Origin of the sequence: Paenibacillus athensensis (genome assembly GCF_004514475.2) — a bacterium.
GTDB lineage: Bacteria > Bacillota > Bacilli > Paenibacillales > NBRC-103111 > Paenibacillus_AL > Paenibacillus_AL athensensis.
Map to the genome: position 1 here is coordinate 478,102 of NZ_MYFO02000001.1, position 16,259 is coordinate 494,360.

Sequence of the window (16,259 nt, forward strand, 5' to 3'; positions counted from 1 at the left end):
ATGACACCACGATGGATAATTTACCTATCAATTATGTGATTGAAAATGTCCTGCAGTATAAAATGCGGGGTAAAGTTGCTTACCAGAGCTACTTACCCGCGGCCATCGCCTTACATATAACATTTGTAAAGCCGTATGATGACCCTAACGGTAAAGGCTATCAACGACCTGTCGATCCCAAACGGTGCCATGACTTCGCAGTGTATTTGTCTAAGGGGGAAGATGCGTTATTTACTCCCGTACTGCTCAATGCCTGTGGGAATTGGGAATTTACCAGCTACGACAAGCTGAGACCTAACTTTGGAAGACTTATTTGCAAAGGGAAAGCTTCCCTCATGGATGGGCAGCATAGATTGGGTGGTATCAAAAAATATGTTCAAGAAACGAATTCCGATATCACCATTCCGTTTTTGGCGTTCCATGCGCTTGATGATGATGAAGAAATTAAACTGTTCGATACGATAAACACGAAAGCGAAGGGGATCGGTCCCTCCTTAAGCAAGTATCTTCGAAGAGACACGGACGATCTTAGCTGGGTCGCTACAGAATTATTGATGCGCAAAGAGAGCCCTTTTCTGCTTATCGGCAGTATTATTGGAAAACGCGTTAAGGGTAGGCATATTACGCTGCAGAACCTGTATCGTACCCTGCATTTTCTTTTTAAAGATGAACAGTTAGCTGTGCTCTCTAAAGAAGAGAAACTGAACATTGCGCTGAAATACTTCACGGCCATTAAAGAAACGTTATCATCAGAATGGCTGGATTACTCGGGACACAGGCTGACACATATCGTTTGTATGGATGCCCTGTCTATTGCGGCAGGGAACGTGCTCTCCAGACATATGAGCAACAATAAAAAAACAATCGATTCAACGCTCATTAAATCCGTAAATAAGCTTAAAGAAATTGATTGGTCTGTCACTGGACCTTTAAGATTCATTAAAGGGTTAACCGGCTCCCGTGCGTTATCGCAAGAAATCACAGAATTAATGATTAGTTGATCATAAAAGAGGACCATTCAAGGTAATTGAATCGTCCTCTTTTGCTTGGATATATTTACATATCAATCACGCGGAATTAGATGGAGTGTTTTACACCGTAAAAATGGGTGGAGGCTCGATTCTCGAGCAGGAATATTACAGATGGGGCGAGTAAACCAAGCTGCCCGCGAGAAGCGTGTTGCTTGCAATGTTATGCCTGCTGTGGACCGTGGTATCCGTTGAGCTTGCGGTATGAATAAGGGAGAAGGATAAACGCGGTTACTGAGCAGTTGTTGGAAGCAAGCAGATACCCAAGATGATCAAATGGGCGATGCTGTTACAATGCTGCTTTCTGAGCGCAAAGAAAGGCCAAATTATTGTGCAGCGCGGTAATAACGGGGCGAAGTAAGCAGGCTGACGCGCATGATCGCCGGCATCTTGCAGCGATCGCTGGGAAGAGTGCGAATCTGTAGGCTACATGGGCGGAGAACAGAGGGCGTTATGCTGATTCCATCGGCTATATGTGGAGATGATTTTGAATAGCTGTCATCAAACTATTTGAAAAAACATATGTGCATACTATTGTATGGGGGTCATTATTGTCTCATTCCGTTGACAATAAATCGACCTCCTATTTTCATTATATAAAATCTCATTGATTTGGGTGTGGAATTATTTCTCAATAATTTAACTTTCACCCAACAATTGAATTCGTCGAAATATATATTGGATCAAATTCAAATATATGGTATTATAATAGCAAATAATGTAATAATATGGTGTTTTATCCTAGTTATTTTATTGAGGTGTTTGGATGTATACTCCAGTTACTAAAGAAAATTTAGCAAGCAATAGGTGGCATGTATATAGCAAAAAGATCCGAAGGGAGGTTCGATTACAGGGTGATTTAGAATATGATCATTGGGTTTTAATTGAAACAGACCCATTGGTTCAAACCTTCTGTGAAAAACCTCGAGAAATTATCCATTTTTTTGATGGTAAGCCTATTAAGTCCGTATTTGATATGTGGATTAAGAGGAGAGACGGCGCAGAAGAATTTGTTGCCGTACATTACTCTTACGAGATGGATACTCACCATAAACGTAGGAACGCCAGCGCAGTAGAGAAGGTTAAATCTCAAGAACAGTGGTGTCAAGAACATCGTTATTTGTACAGTATGAAACGGGAAAATGAAATTAGAAGCAATCCAATACTATTGGAAAACAAGAAGCTATTGTTACCCTATATAAGGGAATCCGCATTTTCCAACATGGATGAGACCGTCGTAAAGGCTATTAAATACAAAATCAACAACGGATGTACGAACGTACGTCAGATTGAGAATGAACTGCATTCCTTTCAAAAAGAAAAAGTAAGAAGACTCATCTTTACATTAATGGTCGAAGGCCTTCTGAATAGTAATATTGACCAAATTCCTATCGGCCACCATACGGAGGTGTTTCTTAATGGCAATGAAACGTCTTCTTGAGGATTTAAGAATCGATGAACAGAATCTTAATCCCGAATATTGGCCAACTGTGAATAAAACTTTACTTTCCAATGAGAATCTGGAGATCTATGAGAAAAGGGAAAAGGCTATCTTGATGTATCTACGCGGCCATAAAAATAGTGAAATTTATGAGCAAACACAAATTTCCGCAAAAGAGCTACGACGCTTTATCCGAAGATGCTTTGAAGTAGATGGAGCAACAGGATTAATCTGGGGATTCCGAGCGATAATACCCAAAAAAAGAATCTCTGAATATTACAGAAAGGCATCTACCACTCGTGCTCCAGGAGCCAGCACAACGACTAAGGGGTTGAACGGAGCCTTTTCCAAATTACTTGACACCAATCCTCATATCAAAGAACAAATAGATAAAGCTTTTCTACAGCGCAGAATTATTATTGACGAGATTCCTATCGTCAAGGGAAATCTCATTCATCGACACTTTGTTGATTTATGTAAAAAATCGGGAATAGGATTACAAGATTACCCCTTTAATACAAAAGATATGGGAAAAAGATCGCTTTATAGATATTTGAAAAGTCTTAAAAATATTCATTTTAGTGCAGCAGCCAAAAGTTATGGCAAGGAAGCAGCTAGGCGCTCTAAATTAATGCATGACAATGTTGACCTGCAATCGCCCATGATAGTCAGGCCATATCAAAGGGTTCAGTTTGATGGACACCGTATCGACGCCCTATTCTCAATTACATTTACTACACTTGAAGGAGATACGATCACGGAAATTCTTGACCGGGTATGGTTGTTGATTATTATCGATGAAGCTACACGTGCAGTTCTAGGCAAACATTTAAGTCTGAACAAAGAATACACTGCAGATGATGTTCTCTTGTGCATAAAAGACGCCGTGGTTCCTCATACAAAAAGAGAATTGACGATTTCTGGACTTACGTATTTAGAAAGTGGGGGGTTTCCATCTTCAGTGATTCCAGAGGCAGAGTGGGGATTATGGGATGAACTCAGTTTTGATAACGGAAAATCGAACCTTTCAAAAATGGTGAAAGATCGTTTGCATCATATTGTAGAATGTAGAGTAAATCCTGGTCCTGTTGGTTTTCCAGAAAAGAGGGGAATCATAGAGAGATTTTTCCGAACCCTAGAAGATCGAGGATACCACAAGACAATAACTACGACTGGAAGTAATCCCTCGGACCCTTTAAGAAATAATCCAGAAAAACAAGCGAAGAAATTCAACATCTCCATCGATGAGCTAGAGGAAATCACGGAAGTCCTTATTTCTGACTATAATGGCATACCACACGGCGGGATCAATAATTTTACACCACTAGAATTGATGAGACAGCGAATAGCAAGGGGAATGGAGCCACGTGTAATGGAGCCAGATAAAAGAAAGGAAGCGTCTTTCCTTACGATACAAACGACACGCACCGTTCAAGGCAGTATAACGAAAGGTAAACGTCCCTTGATCCATTTTTTCGGTGTCGATTACCGTAGTGAAGTTTTATCGCGTTCTCCAAACCTTATTGGTAGCCAATTAACGCTGGTAGTGAACGTAGAGGATCTTCGAGCGATTCGAGTATTTTTAAAAGATGGCAGCGACCTTGGATATCTGACAGCTGCCGGACATTGGGGGATAAGCCCCCATACCCTCAGGGAGCGAAAAGCAATACTTAGAGCTAAAGAAAAACGAGAGATCTTTTTTACAAAATATGATGACCCTATGAGTGTTTTTCGACAGCATATCAAAGCGAAGGCAAAAACGAATAAATCCGCTCGCAGCCTTTTGGCACAATTAAATCGAAGGTTAGATCATTGGGAGCAGAAAGAACCTGCCTCTACCCAACTCCCTGGAGACCTGCAGCGCGAGCCTAAAAAACATTCCTCGCCCCTTACAGAATCAGAAGAAATAAAAACGAAAAGGATATTTAAGACAATATTCCATTAGTATGAGGGCTGGTGGAAACAGTGGAAATCGTTCTGAATGAACATGAACGACCTTTAATCCCTTCGGGGTGCCATCCCATCGAAGAGAGAAGGTACACGATCGGGACTGATGAAATAGCCAAAATGTATGATGAAATTAAACAATGGGTGGAAAACAGAGCGCCAGGGGGAATGGCTTACGGACGGCCGCGGTTAGGAAAAACGTACGCAGTTAGATATTTAAAGCATGCACTACCGCTCGATTTTGGGGATAATCTCCCTATCTTTCATTACAGTTGTGAACAAGGTAAAAAGCAAGCCAACGAAAATAAATTCTATGAAGACTTATTGGTGTCCGTAGGCCATGGATTACCCTTTGCGGGAAAAGTCCCCATGAAAAGTAATCGATTGATCAAATATTTTATTGAAAAGGCCCAAAGTTCCGGAACAAATCGGGTCTTATTATTTATTGATGATGCACAAAGCCTTCTGGAACTTGAATACAAAATATTAATGGACATTTATAACAGACTCGAATTAGCTGCTGTGAGTTTAACAATCATTTTGGTAGGGCAAGAGGAGCTCGTACATCAACGAACAGCATTTCTAGCATCAAAAAAGGCCCAAATAGTCGGAAGATTTATGGTTCATGAGTACAAATTTTCAGGCTTAAAGACGTTATCCGAATTGGAAACTTTACTGGATGGATACGATATAACATCTGAATACCCTGCTGGCAGTGGCTGGTCCCCTACCAAATACTTTTTCCCTCAAGCTTATTTGAATGGCTTCAGATTGAAATCCTACGCGGTGGATTTACTAGATATTTTCAAAGAGTTAAGAGCAGAAGCCGGCCTACATAAAAATATGGAAATCCCTATGCAATACTTAACATTAACCATCGAATACATATTAAAGAAATTTGGAGTAAACGGATTGGATCAGGAATTTCTTACAAAAATCAATTGGATCGAGGCTATTCGTAAGTCCGGTTATATTGAAAATGAGATTTTTATGGAAATGTTGTAGTTGGAAGAGGAGGATCTATACGTGAATACGCTTCATTCCAATCATGGAGTATCGAAACACTTCGCTTGGAATTCTAACTGGATACAAGAGTTTGAATCTTTTTGGAGTATCGTTGAAAAATTTAAATTTGCGAACAGCGCGAGCAGTTGGGACTTTGTACAATTATTTGGTAAACATGATACAAAGAAACTCGCGTTTACCAAATTACATAGAGATTTATATGAAGTAACTGTTGTAGATGAGGACAAAATACAAGCCGAAATGCAAATAAACATGGACCAAATTAATCTCTCATCCATACACACACTATTTGGAACGTTGGGCGAACCACAAAGGGCGATGAAACCGAAGTCCATCAATCGGCATTTTCTACGAAGTTACTTATGTTATTGTCCCCAATGTCTTCAAAACGGATATCACAGTATCCTACATCAGATCAAACTGATCACGATTTGCCCGTTTCACTGTACCCCTCTTATTACGGCATGCCCATCGTGCCAAGAACCAATTCCCTACGAATTACTGGTGAAGAAGTCAGCAGGCCCCTATTACTGCAAGTGTGATCATATACTCGTTTCCTGGGACCCTGCATCTTTCACAGCGCAATGGAAAAACCATCATTCAAAAATCGTCAATAATCTTGTGTTAGATTGCCTGCATCTCAATCTTTCGCAAAGGAACCGATTAGAGAACGTAGTTTTTTGCGATTTGGTCGATTTAGACCAGCTAGATGATGGTATCCAGTTATTCCTGAAAGTTTCAGACCCGAAATATCCATACGATCAGCTTGGCAAAGCAACACATCCATGCCCCAAACCTACGAACTTAATGAGGCGGGAACAGTATGATGATGCAAAGGAATGGTCTCCCATAACAGGTGTATTCCAATTAACTTCAAGATATAGCGGGCTTGAAACAAAAGCAATTACCAAAGAACTAGGGAAATCTGCGCAAAATATCATCCACTCTATTGAAAATCACCTAAGAAAAACACTATTAAAGGATCATAAGACATGCATCCATCGTCTTGTTCGGGTTACAAAAGAAGAAAATGAATCGCTTCCCCCGATATGTCCCTACGCCTTTGCATTTGCTTTTTGGAAAATGTCGATGTACAAGATTCCCCATTATTACGACGTTGATAATCCAACCTATAAAATGGGTGATTTGCAATTACTTGAGTTCGGGGAAGAGCAAGATGGAAGTTTTTTAAGAAATATCGTGGATCTGTTGCTAAAGAAATATCCAATTTTTCACCCACGTAAATTTCATCACCTCAGATGGGTATTAAATCACATAATAGCGCGGTTGGCCTATGCGCATTTTAAGAATTGGTTACACGTTGCAAACGAATGTGCACCTAAACAGGAACTTCCGAAAAAATATAATCTTCTTTATAAGCCTGAAGATTTTTTTATTATGCATTTCCCATATAACAGGGCAGAGGATATGGAAATTTATTGGCCTATTCCAGATAATAACGGGTTGAGAATGGACTTGCAATGCCCTTATACAACCATTCGATCCAGACGAAAGAAAGGTACCGAAACTTCCTTCCGGCCTTTGTTGGTGGCTATTAATGAGTAAACTCATGTGGATGCCAGAAGAAAATAAACTATTAAACTGGGAAATAAAGCAATATACTAATGTGGAAATATTGGGTATGTTATAATGAAACTGATAACCATAGTGGACTTGTATATAGAGTCATGCCACGGTGTATGAGTCATCGAATATGCAAATCAAAGTGGAGGAACTTGGTATGAAGATGTACAACTTATCTGTACCACTCGACTATACTCGGATGGGATTCCTGGACGAACCTGATTTTACGACTGACCTTGTAATCAGATTCGCGGAGCAGATAACAGACACATTAACACTGGTGATTACAAAAGGGGATTTTAAGACGAGTGAAACCTGCACTATCGAAGTAATCGAAAGAGAAAACAATGTCTTTTTTGAAGTCTCCAACATGTTTGCGGATAATAAGAATTATGCTGTTGATTTGGCTACGAAATTACTCAACCACTATGTCCCAGCTTTATCATTCATGATTCAACAGCAAAATGACAACCAGCACCGATTTCATACACAGCTAGGGTTCAACCCGCGAAACATTATAGTGACGGAATACAATTATAAAAAGTATGACGAATTTACACAAAAGTTTCGCAAAGAGATTGATGCGGATGGGAATGTTACCATTCATCTACAGAGTAGCATTCTGTTTATTGATTCTGCCCATAGCGTCCTCACAGCAACCTTTCAAACCTCAACCTTTCCGCAAATCTATAGGGCTGCTGCCAACGATACAGATGTGAATTTTATGTTGAACAGTTTTTATCGGGCACTCGGATTCCAAGATTATATCAGCAAATTTTTTAATCTCTTTATTATTATTGAATCACTTGAAAGAGACTATTCTCAATTGATCGAGGCTAAAAAAGTATTTCAACCAGATCAAGCGAAACAGATCGTAGAATCATTTAATGCCATAATTCAAACACACACATCGAACAAAGACTACCGATTAAGAATCGGCAGCATCGTTTCAAATGCGGTAAAAAATATGACGGATAAGCCTCGTTCGGCCAAACTTGTACTAATTCTGAAAGACTACTTTGGGATTAAAGAAATCAAAAAAGGTGCGATTCAGTATGAAATCACGGATACAGTGGTCGAAGGTTGGCTAAGCATTCGGAATGGATTGTTTCACGCTAAAAATTTGGGTGAGGCCGAGAAGGAGAAATTGAGAAATTTGACGAATCAATTGCTGGTTCTTTGTGAAACGATCATTGGTAAAATCATTGATCGGCACTCAGAAACCAAGTAAAGTGGCAGCAGTCTAGGAATGTTTTCCGGGTTGCCGCTTTTATTGTCAAATATGTTATTTCAGAAGACAGCGGTAGTCTAAGACTTTATTTTCGAGTCCTAGACCGCCGCTATTTCATTTTGCATGATCAGTTTAATACTTACCGATATCCAAGATATAAATGAAGTTGCTCATTTTGAATATGATCTATTGGACATTAGTATACAAAATCCAGGTATCAATCGAGTGCTTTACCGCGAGGATGTACTGGCTATTCGAAAGGAATTTAACAACTTGATTGAGCAGCAGACCCAACAAAAACGATATAAAGAAATTCATTTGTTTTATAGCGGGCCAGCAGGTCTTGCTGTTGAAATCGGCAGAAGCATTAATACAAGGATTTGGCCAAATATCTACTTATATAGTTATAATGTTCGGCATACACCTCATCATCAAATGGCATTTTCCGTTTAAAAAGATAGTTCTAGATCTGTAAGCTCTTAGACTTGCTCAAAGCCGGGCAGGATGCCCAGAATGCCTTGAAAGAGCAACGATCATGGAGATTGCTGGGGAGGAGCTGGATAAACATTTATTAGGGTTCGAGCTTTGGAAGAAATAACGATTTAGCTTTTACCACTTTTGAGCAACATGCTAAAATACATTAGTACCAGTTAACCTCTGAGTCTAATGTGGAGCTTAGAAAGACTTCTTCTGCATGAAGCGATCTCATCAGCCACAATTGGCATATTGATGTCCAAATAAGTGGTAATTGATATCAAGCATCAACACGGTTCCGACGGGGGCTACAAGCGGGGAGATGGCATTCGAATCGAAAGTTCCTATCCGTATGTTGTTTATCTTCAACTAGATGTCAATGACCCGTCGATGAGGTGGAGGAAAACATGATGGATGATGATAGGGGAGCCTTTTAATCCAATTGAGCATTTTTAAGCTAACGGAGAACGTAAGTTCAAAAAACGGTCTAGGACTAGTTTTTATGGAGGGATAGGATGCTTGAGTGGTTAGAGGATCAAATATTAAAAGTAAGGCATTGGATTGATTCGATGAGTGAAGATACGAAAGATGTTATTCTTTATCTTCTATTTGGCTACATAGCTTTGATGATTGTTTTCTTTTTATTCAAATCTACTCTTAAAACGTGTTTGAAACTTTGGAAAAAAGGGAGAAGGTTATTCATAAAGACAAAAACGGGTTTCACTATTCTAAAATCTTTTAACGAAAGTGGAATTCTAAATAATCGAAGCTTGTTTTTATTCCCTGAAGGAATGTCTGATCTTCTATCCCTAAGAAAAGCAAGGTTTCTTAAAATAGGTAGGCTGCTTCTAATTCCCAAAAACCTTCGGGAACAATGGTATAGTGGCTCTATATTATTGGATTCCATATACTTAAGCGGGCAAAAAGGAAAAAACGTTGACCAAGAGATAAAGTTAGAGCTTAAAGAAGTGCTGGTTATACCTCGGAAAATCACAAAAATCATCTTCAAGTTATCAAATATAGGGGATTCAGATAAAACTGTGCAGCTTATTAAGCCTGATGCTAAGAAAGAAGAAAATCAAGTTGATGGTGAGAATTTTGAAGACGGGTTAAAAAAGAAGATAAATCGTGGATTGAAAAATAATATTCAGTTATTTGTTAGAGATCAATCGGTTGAAACCGAAAGGATAATACAGGTAAGCGATGTGTATGAGTATTTTATTAAATCTCAAGAGTCTAAGGATATTGAAGTTATTTTTGAATCACTTAGAAAATCTGAAGTGAAGTATCCCTGCTTAATCATCTTAAGAGTAAAAGTACGTTCTATTAAAGATGGCAATGTTAATGCAAAAAATGCAACTTTAGAAACGAAAATTGAAATACCTAAAAATGTTACAACTCCCATTCATGAAATCATAGAAAAACAAGTGTCACTCATTCATATATTTAAATTTCTAAGTTTAGGTGGTTTTTTCTTATATGGGCTTCCTGTTTGTTTATTAATGGTCTTTTTTGGCGTTCTATTTCATTTAATGCTGATCTCATTATTGCTTACAATTCCGCTATTAATTTTATGTTAAAATCTGAACGGGAAATTGGCACAGTTATATTGGGATATGACAAGACCAAACTAATTGACGAATCGCATTTGAGTATAGCGGCGAAGATTAAATTTCTAACTAGTGACGGCGCAGGTTGCGCAGAACGCATTGAAAGACCTGTTGCCGCGACGTTGCAATAGATGCTGTAGGGGCGCTAGACACGCATCTGGGTTTCAAGAAGCATGAAGTTAAAGACAAGACCAGGCTGAACAGCAGCTATGGGAAACGCAAGAAAACCGTCGTGAGTGAGTACGGTGAGTAAGAGATTATCGTCCCTCGTGATCGCCTCAGCGAGTTTGAACCTACAGTCGTCAAGAAGCACCAATCGAACGTAATAATCGGTTGACTTCCTGCTAAAATGTCGTCGTTGTAATAACAACACTGTCGGGTGACAAGAACATGATCCCATTAATTGCTGCGTAAATCGCGGCTTTTTTTATTTATGGGATAAGGTTATTGTCAAAATCCAATGATAAGAACTTTATCTCATTCCCGATTTTGACAAGGACATTATCCCAATTCCGATAACCTGCCTACCCCTTACAGAGCTATATCATTGCTTTTCCGCCTCGTAGTCCTCGGCTAAGCTGGGATTTATTCATTGTCGAAATCCGCCGAAATTGGTAGACTTATGGGAGGGAGGTAGAGATATGCATGAGAGTGAGTGGCTTCCAAAAATCCTACTAAAGACCGATCTGGTTCATATTTGTACAGTACTCAATTTATCGGTTGACGGCTTTCGGATCAGCAGTTTAGCGAGCCGTCCGGTGGAACAACTCCGGGGGCTTGTAGGAAGTTCCTTGCGAAGCGGCATTGGCAAGAAGAAGCGCTTAAAGAATAGTCCTAATGCGATACCCTTGGATATTTTTTACGAAGAATTGGCAGCAGATGCGAGAAAGGAACAAAGTACTTTACCAGTTGACGACTACGAAGCGTTTATGTCAGTATTGGTATCCGACGGAAACTGGCGGCCCTATCAGAAATTGGCCCTGTTGTATGATCAATACCGAGAAACGTACACCACCCATTACGATAAGCTCGTCCAAAATGCACTAAACAAGACGGATCTGTTTGCCGGCATCTATGCGGTGAATGAAAGCCAGATCATCGAACAGCTCCAATATCAACTGCAGATGCCTTCCATGGCACACTATATGGACTTCGTGGCATGGGCAGGCTGGGAAGCACGTTATGCTTCGATAAAGGACCTGTTACAAGAAAAACCGGACGGGGTATCCAAACTACTGGCTGTAAACGGACTAAAAGCGGCAGAGGAACGGTTTTTAGGGCAGCTGGCTCTACTGCCCGATTACCCTCAGCTGGCACAAGGGGTATTCGCATATTGCATCGAAACCCTTCTTTCAAACCAGCAGGAAGCAGGAGAATTGAAAGGTTTGCTGCAGAGCGAAGGGCATAAGAGCATTGTCATGTTAGAATCTATTCAGAGTCTAAAGAGAACGCTCAGTGAGACAGAACAACAAAAAGCAGATATGCTATCAGTCTTGGATCACATGAAACAGCAGCTAAAAAAAGCAGAAAATGAAACTGCCGCAGCAGAGACGGCCAAACTTGTTTCCCTTGAGCAGACTAGTGAGCATATCCAAAAGCTCTCGCAGCAAATCGAGTTGTTTGCCGGGTATAAAGTGTTATGGGAAACCTTCTTGCCCCATACGAGTGATGCATTCATTGTGACGGAACATCTGGACCCCTGTTTGCAGGAGCTATTTCGTGGACTGATTTATTCGAAAGCCCAGTTGCTCCATCATATCGAAATGAAACCGGAGATTTTACAAAATAAAACCATATTTGTGGACCGCAGCCTGTTTACCAACTCAAAAGAGTGGATAGAACTGCGACACTTTTTTAAGAGTCGTGGGATTACTTACGAAGAGTTTACGGATGACGCCGAACTGATACTGGGATACGCAACGAACCTAAAGGACAGTGTGACGGAGGAATAACGATGATAAACCCCAAAACGATGCGTGAATTAAGCAGCTGTTATATCTTGGCAAGGCTTGCTGACGACAGTGAGACGCAGTACATTCCGGGATTGGGCACGGAACGAAAAAGCGTAGCCCGCAACCAGCGCAACGGCAGCGACATTGTATTTTATCTGCAGACTCTTGTAGATGAACCTAAACCCATTAAAGATGTCGGTAAACATGCCAAAGAGTGCTATGTTTCCTTTGACGACCGTAACGTCCGGCACCTTCAAACGATTAAATATTACGAACAGCAGGACAAAATCACCTTTTTACGAGAACACCTGGAGAACAAGCTCATCCTCATTAAACCTAAGTTGAACCACCGACACGATAACTCTAGCCACTTGTACCATTACAATTTTGATATAGTGATGGTTTCCGAGGACAAACAGGAAGCCAACTATTATATTCCAGTCCCCCAAGCGAAAAAAGGGGTGCCCTCCGTACGCTTTGAAAAGGCGCTTATGGAAGGGACCCCGATTACATTACCGGATTACCCAAATCATATGGAGACGCCGGAATTTATACTGTGTGACGGCTATTTGTACTACATTCCGGACCAAGACAGCATAATAGGCAGTGAGGTAAACATGACCATCTACTACGCTGTTAAACCCAACGGGATTAAACGGGTTGCCTTGACCGATCTGGATGATTTCTGGAGCAAATTAAAATGCGCTTACCGGGATATAGGCTTTATTACAGACAATTACGCTGCAGAGCTACGGGACACGTTGGAGAAGAAAGGCGTATCACTGTTCCAGCAGGAGCAGCCTAAAAAAGATGAAAAAAAGCAAGCTCAGCCCGATCAAACCCCGAGCAACCTTACAGAGATGGAGTTTATTGCCCGATTGAAAAAGCTGGCCCAAGAAGCGGAGTTGGTTTATCCGGAAGAGGATTTGATTAACTTGCACACCTCGCTGAAAACCGGCGGAATGGCCGTTCTGGGTGGTATGAGCGGTACCGGGAAAACTCGATTAGCCCTTTTATACGCCGACGCCCTGAAATTAAAAAAGGACGAAAATCTGCTGTACATTCCCATCTCTCCTTCGTATACGGAACCGTCAGATATATTGGGTTATTTAAACCCTCAAATGGGCCTGTTCATGGAGAGTGAAACTGGACTGGTATCGTTTTTGGAACGGGCCAGCAAGCACACCAACGAGCTATTTATGGTTCTGTTTGACGAGATGAATTTAGGGCAGGTGGAGCACTACTTTGCTCCATTCATTTCCTTGCTGGAGCTGCCCAAAGATCAGAGGGAGCTGCGAATTTACAGCCAAGGAGCCATTTGCCACAATAAACCGCTTCCAAAGGGGTGTATTCCGGTTCGCGATAATGTGTTGTTTGTCGGTACCGCAAATTTTGACGAAACCACTAAAGATTTCTCAAATCGAATGCTGGACCGAACCAATGTGATTTTCCTTCAAAAGCTGACCTTCGGTGAGGCATCGGTGCCTAAAGAAGAAAGCCGCGAGGATATCAATACGACAACTCCTGTTACCCGTAGCCTTTACATTACCGACTGGACCAAAGTAGGTGGCGGTATGGAGGAACCTGAAATCCTGTTGTTGGACCGCCTTCACGACACCATGCAAGAATACGATGCCCAGATTGGGGTCAGTTTCCGGATCTACAAGGGGATTGGAAAATATTTGGCCAATATCCCTAGCGATGCCGACGGCAATGCTTTGATCACTCGTAATACGGCGCTGGATTACCAGGTCAAACAACGAATTTTGACCAAAATCCGTGGCCACCGGGAGCAGGTGCAGGACTTGATCGGATATTTTGATGCAGAAAACCGTTATCATGTAGGTTATATCGGGCGTCTTTTAATGGAGGAAGTAGAAGGGGAAGATGGATTCAACTCTTCTCTGGCCTTTCTAAAGCAGAAAGCCAAGGAACTGACGAGGAACGGTTATGTACTATAATGCCGAAGACGTTCCTTTTGTCCTGGAGTTTTTTACGAGCCGATCTTCAAATGATGCTCAAAAGGCGTTGTACTTTTGGGCGCCACACCAGATGCCGGCCTCTTTTTCTCACTTCACTTCGGTTAAAGAAAACATTCCTCTCGGTATCCGATTGTATGCCAAGTCTGGATGCTTGCCTGGTGGGGCAAAAGTGGTGCTGGAATCGAGCACCTATGATGAGTTCGGAAAACAAAAAAAAATTACGATCCCGGGGACGACTCTGGATTATTATGAATATGTGTTCATGCCGAATTCCAGAGATGAATTCCCGTGGCGTCTCGGGGTATATTTTCTAGAAGTTCACATAGGCCAAGATGTGTATGGATCAGGCATATTGGTTTGCCCCATCCATTTGTCCCCAGAGCAGGTGCAACACATGCATCATTTATTGGAGCAGGAAATCGAGGGCATGATTTATGACTTGATTTATACCCAAACCTCCACAAGCCAAGAGCATGAAATACTCAAAGCCAAGTCCTATTATGATTATGTGCTTCGTCTCATTAACGAAAAAGAACTCTTGAACGCAAGCCTTATGCAAATAGAGCGAAATCCGCTATCCGTCATTGAAACGTCATACAAAGCGGGGCCATATCAAGAAAAGCAGGATCAAAAAAGCCTACGGATGAAGGAAGTCCGAGGACATGCAGTGGAAGTGAACAAGAAAAAACGGCTGACTATGGATCTTCCGGCAAACCGGTGGATGAAGCATGTACTGTTGACTTGGAAGAATGTTCTCTTATCCGTGGGAGCTGCCATTGAAACCGACTTAACCCAGTCATTGGCTGTTATGGCCAAAAAAGAAGAAGAAAAAAGGGCCAGCGAAATACGCAAACAGCAGTACTATAATGCCCGCGACATTTCCTCTGAAGCCCAAAATTCCATGAATGGCCGCATTCATCGACTGGCTACCGAAATTACCATAGCACAAAGGGAAGTTGGCGTATTGTCTCGTTGGCACGAGACCGTCCAACAGATGATCGGCCGGCTTATTTATATTTTGGTGTCCACTGACTTCAAGGATATTCCCCGCGGTCATCACAAACCGCCCTTAAAAGAACGACATTACCGGACCATTAGCGAATGGGTTGAAGAAGGGAGACGGGTGCTGCACGGCCGAGAGTCGACCAGGCACATTGTCCGTGTCTTAAAACCAACCTGGAAGGTGTACGAGCAGTTTGCTTATTTCCAGGTGGTGGAGATTCTAAAGCGAATGGGGTTTCGGGCGTCTTCGCAGACCGCTCTGGACCAACTGCGTGAGCTGCGCTCTGGCACCCAACTGGTGTTGGAAAACGAGGAGTACATCATTCATGCCTGGTATGACCGGGTGGTGGACCTTCGGGAGGACGCACTTCGTGCAGGAGACTTTTTTTTCTCACGTCAAGTGATCCAGCCAGACATTCGTCTTGACTTGTATCAAAAAGGAAACGACCCATTTTTGCTGTCTTCTGTTGCCATGGATGCCAAACACCGAAAATACAAATCGTTATATAATCAGTCTTATACGAACGAGGTGTCCACCCAACTGTCCAAGTATTTAAACATCAACTACGCCGGACAAAATACAACGAGCCGAAACCGTCGGAGTTCCGTCGTACACCGTGTTATTTGCTTATACAGCAAAGACGATGATGCCGAAGTGTTTCATGATGAGCAGCCGCTTCTGTACATCCAGTTATTCCCTAACATCGAAGATGGTCTTATTACCGGCCAGGATGAGCTCTATCGGGAGCTGGCCGCTTGGTTCGAAGAAACGGTTATGGACTAGAGGGGAAGGGATGCCGCCAGCGAGGCGCTAAATTTGCATTGTTCAATAACGGTATCACACTGTCTGAAAACATTGCTGACTTTTTTGGGGATCCTTTTTCTGACAATTTGAGAAAAACTGCGGGACGCAAGTATACAGCATTAAGGCACTCAAAATTAAAGCATTTGGCTTAATAAGAAAAAACATATTTGAGGTGGA

The 16,259-nt window shown here is 41.6% G+C and carries 12 protein-coding genes and 1 pseudogene; all 13 read left to right on the plus strand.

All coding sequences use genetic code 11. From position 1 onward, the window contains the following. Positions 1-11: 11 nt before the first annotated feature. The 13 genes and pseudogenes from B5M42_RS02180 (at position 12) to B5M42_RS02225 (ending at position 16,061) form a co-directional block, all read left to right on the plus strand. On the plus strand, positions 12-1,001 hold the full coding sequence (locus tag B5M42_RS02180) for a DGQHR domain-containing protein (protein WP_134748737.1): 990 nt from the start codon (positions 12-14) through the stop codon (positions 999-1,001). Positions 1,002-1,794: 793 nt separating this feature from the next. Continuing rightward, complete coding sequence (locus B5M42_RS02185; protein ID WP_134748735.1) at positions 1,795-2,469, plus strand: hypothetical protein; 675 nt, start codon at positions 1,795-1,797, stop codon at positions 2,467-2,469. Then, positions 2,447-4,414, plus strand: coding sequence for a hypothetical protein (locus B5M42_RS02190; protein ID WP_134748733.1), 1,968 nt, complete (start codon positions 2,447-2,449; stop codon positions 4,412-4,414). Before B5M42_RS02185 ends, B5M42_RS02190 begins: the two co-directional genes overlap by 23 nt. An 11-nt stretch (positions 4,415-4,425) precedes the next feature. Continuing rightward, positions 4,426-5,421: an ATP-binding protein gene (locus tag B5M42_RS02195; RefSeq protein ID WP_230632584.1), complete on the plus strand. Its 996-nt coding sequence runs from the start codon at positions 4,426-4,428 to the stop codon at positions 5,419-5,421. Between the two features lie 21 nt (positions 5,422-5,442). Further along, a complete protein-coding gene (locus tag B5M42_RS02200; protein ID WP_167689516.1) occupies positions 5,443-7,008 on the plus strand; it encodes a TniQ family protein in 1,566 nt (521 codons plus the stop codon). A 175-nt stretch (positions 7,009-7,183) separates the two neighbouring features. After that, a complete protein-coding gene (locus B5M42_RS02205) occupies positions 7,184-8,257 on the plus strand; it encodes a hypothetical protein (RefSeq protein WP_134748730.1) in 1,074 nt (357 codons plus the stop codon). A gap of 123 nt (positions 8,258-8,380) precedes the next feature. Then, complete coding sequence (locus tag B5M42_RS25675; protein WP_134748728.1) at positions 8,381-8,710, plus strand: SAVED domain-containing protein; 330 nt, start codon at positions 8,381-8,383, stop codon at positions 8,708-8,710. Positions 8,711-8,998: 288 nt separating this feature from the next. Next, on the plus strand, positions 8,999-9,142 hold the full coding sequence (locus B5M42_RS25680; protein WP_167689514.1) for a pPIWI-associating nuclease domain-containing protein: 144 nt from the start codon (positions 8,999-9,001) through the stop codon (positions 9,140-9,142). A 104-nt stretch (positions 9,143-9,246) separates the two neighbouring features. Further along, on the plus strand, positions 9,247-10,311 hold the full coding sequence (locus B5M42_RS02210) for a hypothetical protein (protein WP_134748726.1): 1,065 nt from the start codon (positions 9,247-9,249) through the stop codon (positions 10,309-10,311). A 102-nt stretch (positions 10,312-10,413) separates the two neighbouring features. Then, positions 10,414-10,666: pseudogene (locus B5M42_RS25845) on the plus strand (transposase); the annotation flags it as partial. Positions 10,667-10,982: 316 nt separating this feature from the next. Next, entirely contained in the window at positions 10,983-12,293 is a 1,311-nt protein-coding gene (locus B5M42_RS02215) for a hypothetical protein (RefSeq protein ID WP_134748724.1), read from the plus strand. Positions 12,294-12,295: 2 nt separating this feature from the next. Continuing rightward, positions 12,296-14,254 (plus strand): McrB family protein, encoded by a 1,959-nt coding sequence (locus tag B5M42_RS02220; protein WP_134748722.1) that lies wholly within the window; start codon positions 12,296-12,298, stop codon positions 14,252-14,254. Beyond that, entirely contained in the window at positions 14,244-16,061 is a 1,818-nt protein-coding gene (locus B5M42_RS02225) for a COG3415 family protein (RefSeq protein WP_134748721.1), read from the plus strand. The genes B5M42_RS02220 and B5M42_RS02225 overlap by 11 nt, the downstream gene beginning before the upstream one ends. The last annotated feature ends 198 nt before the right edge of the window (positions 16,062-16,259 follow it).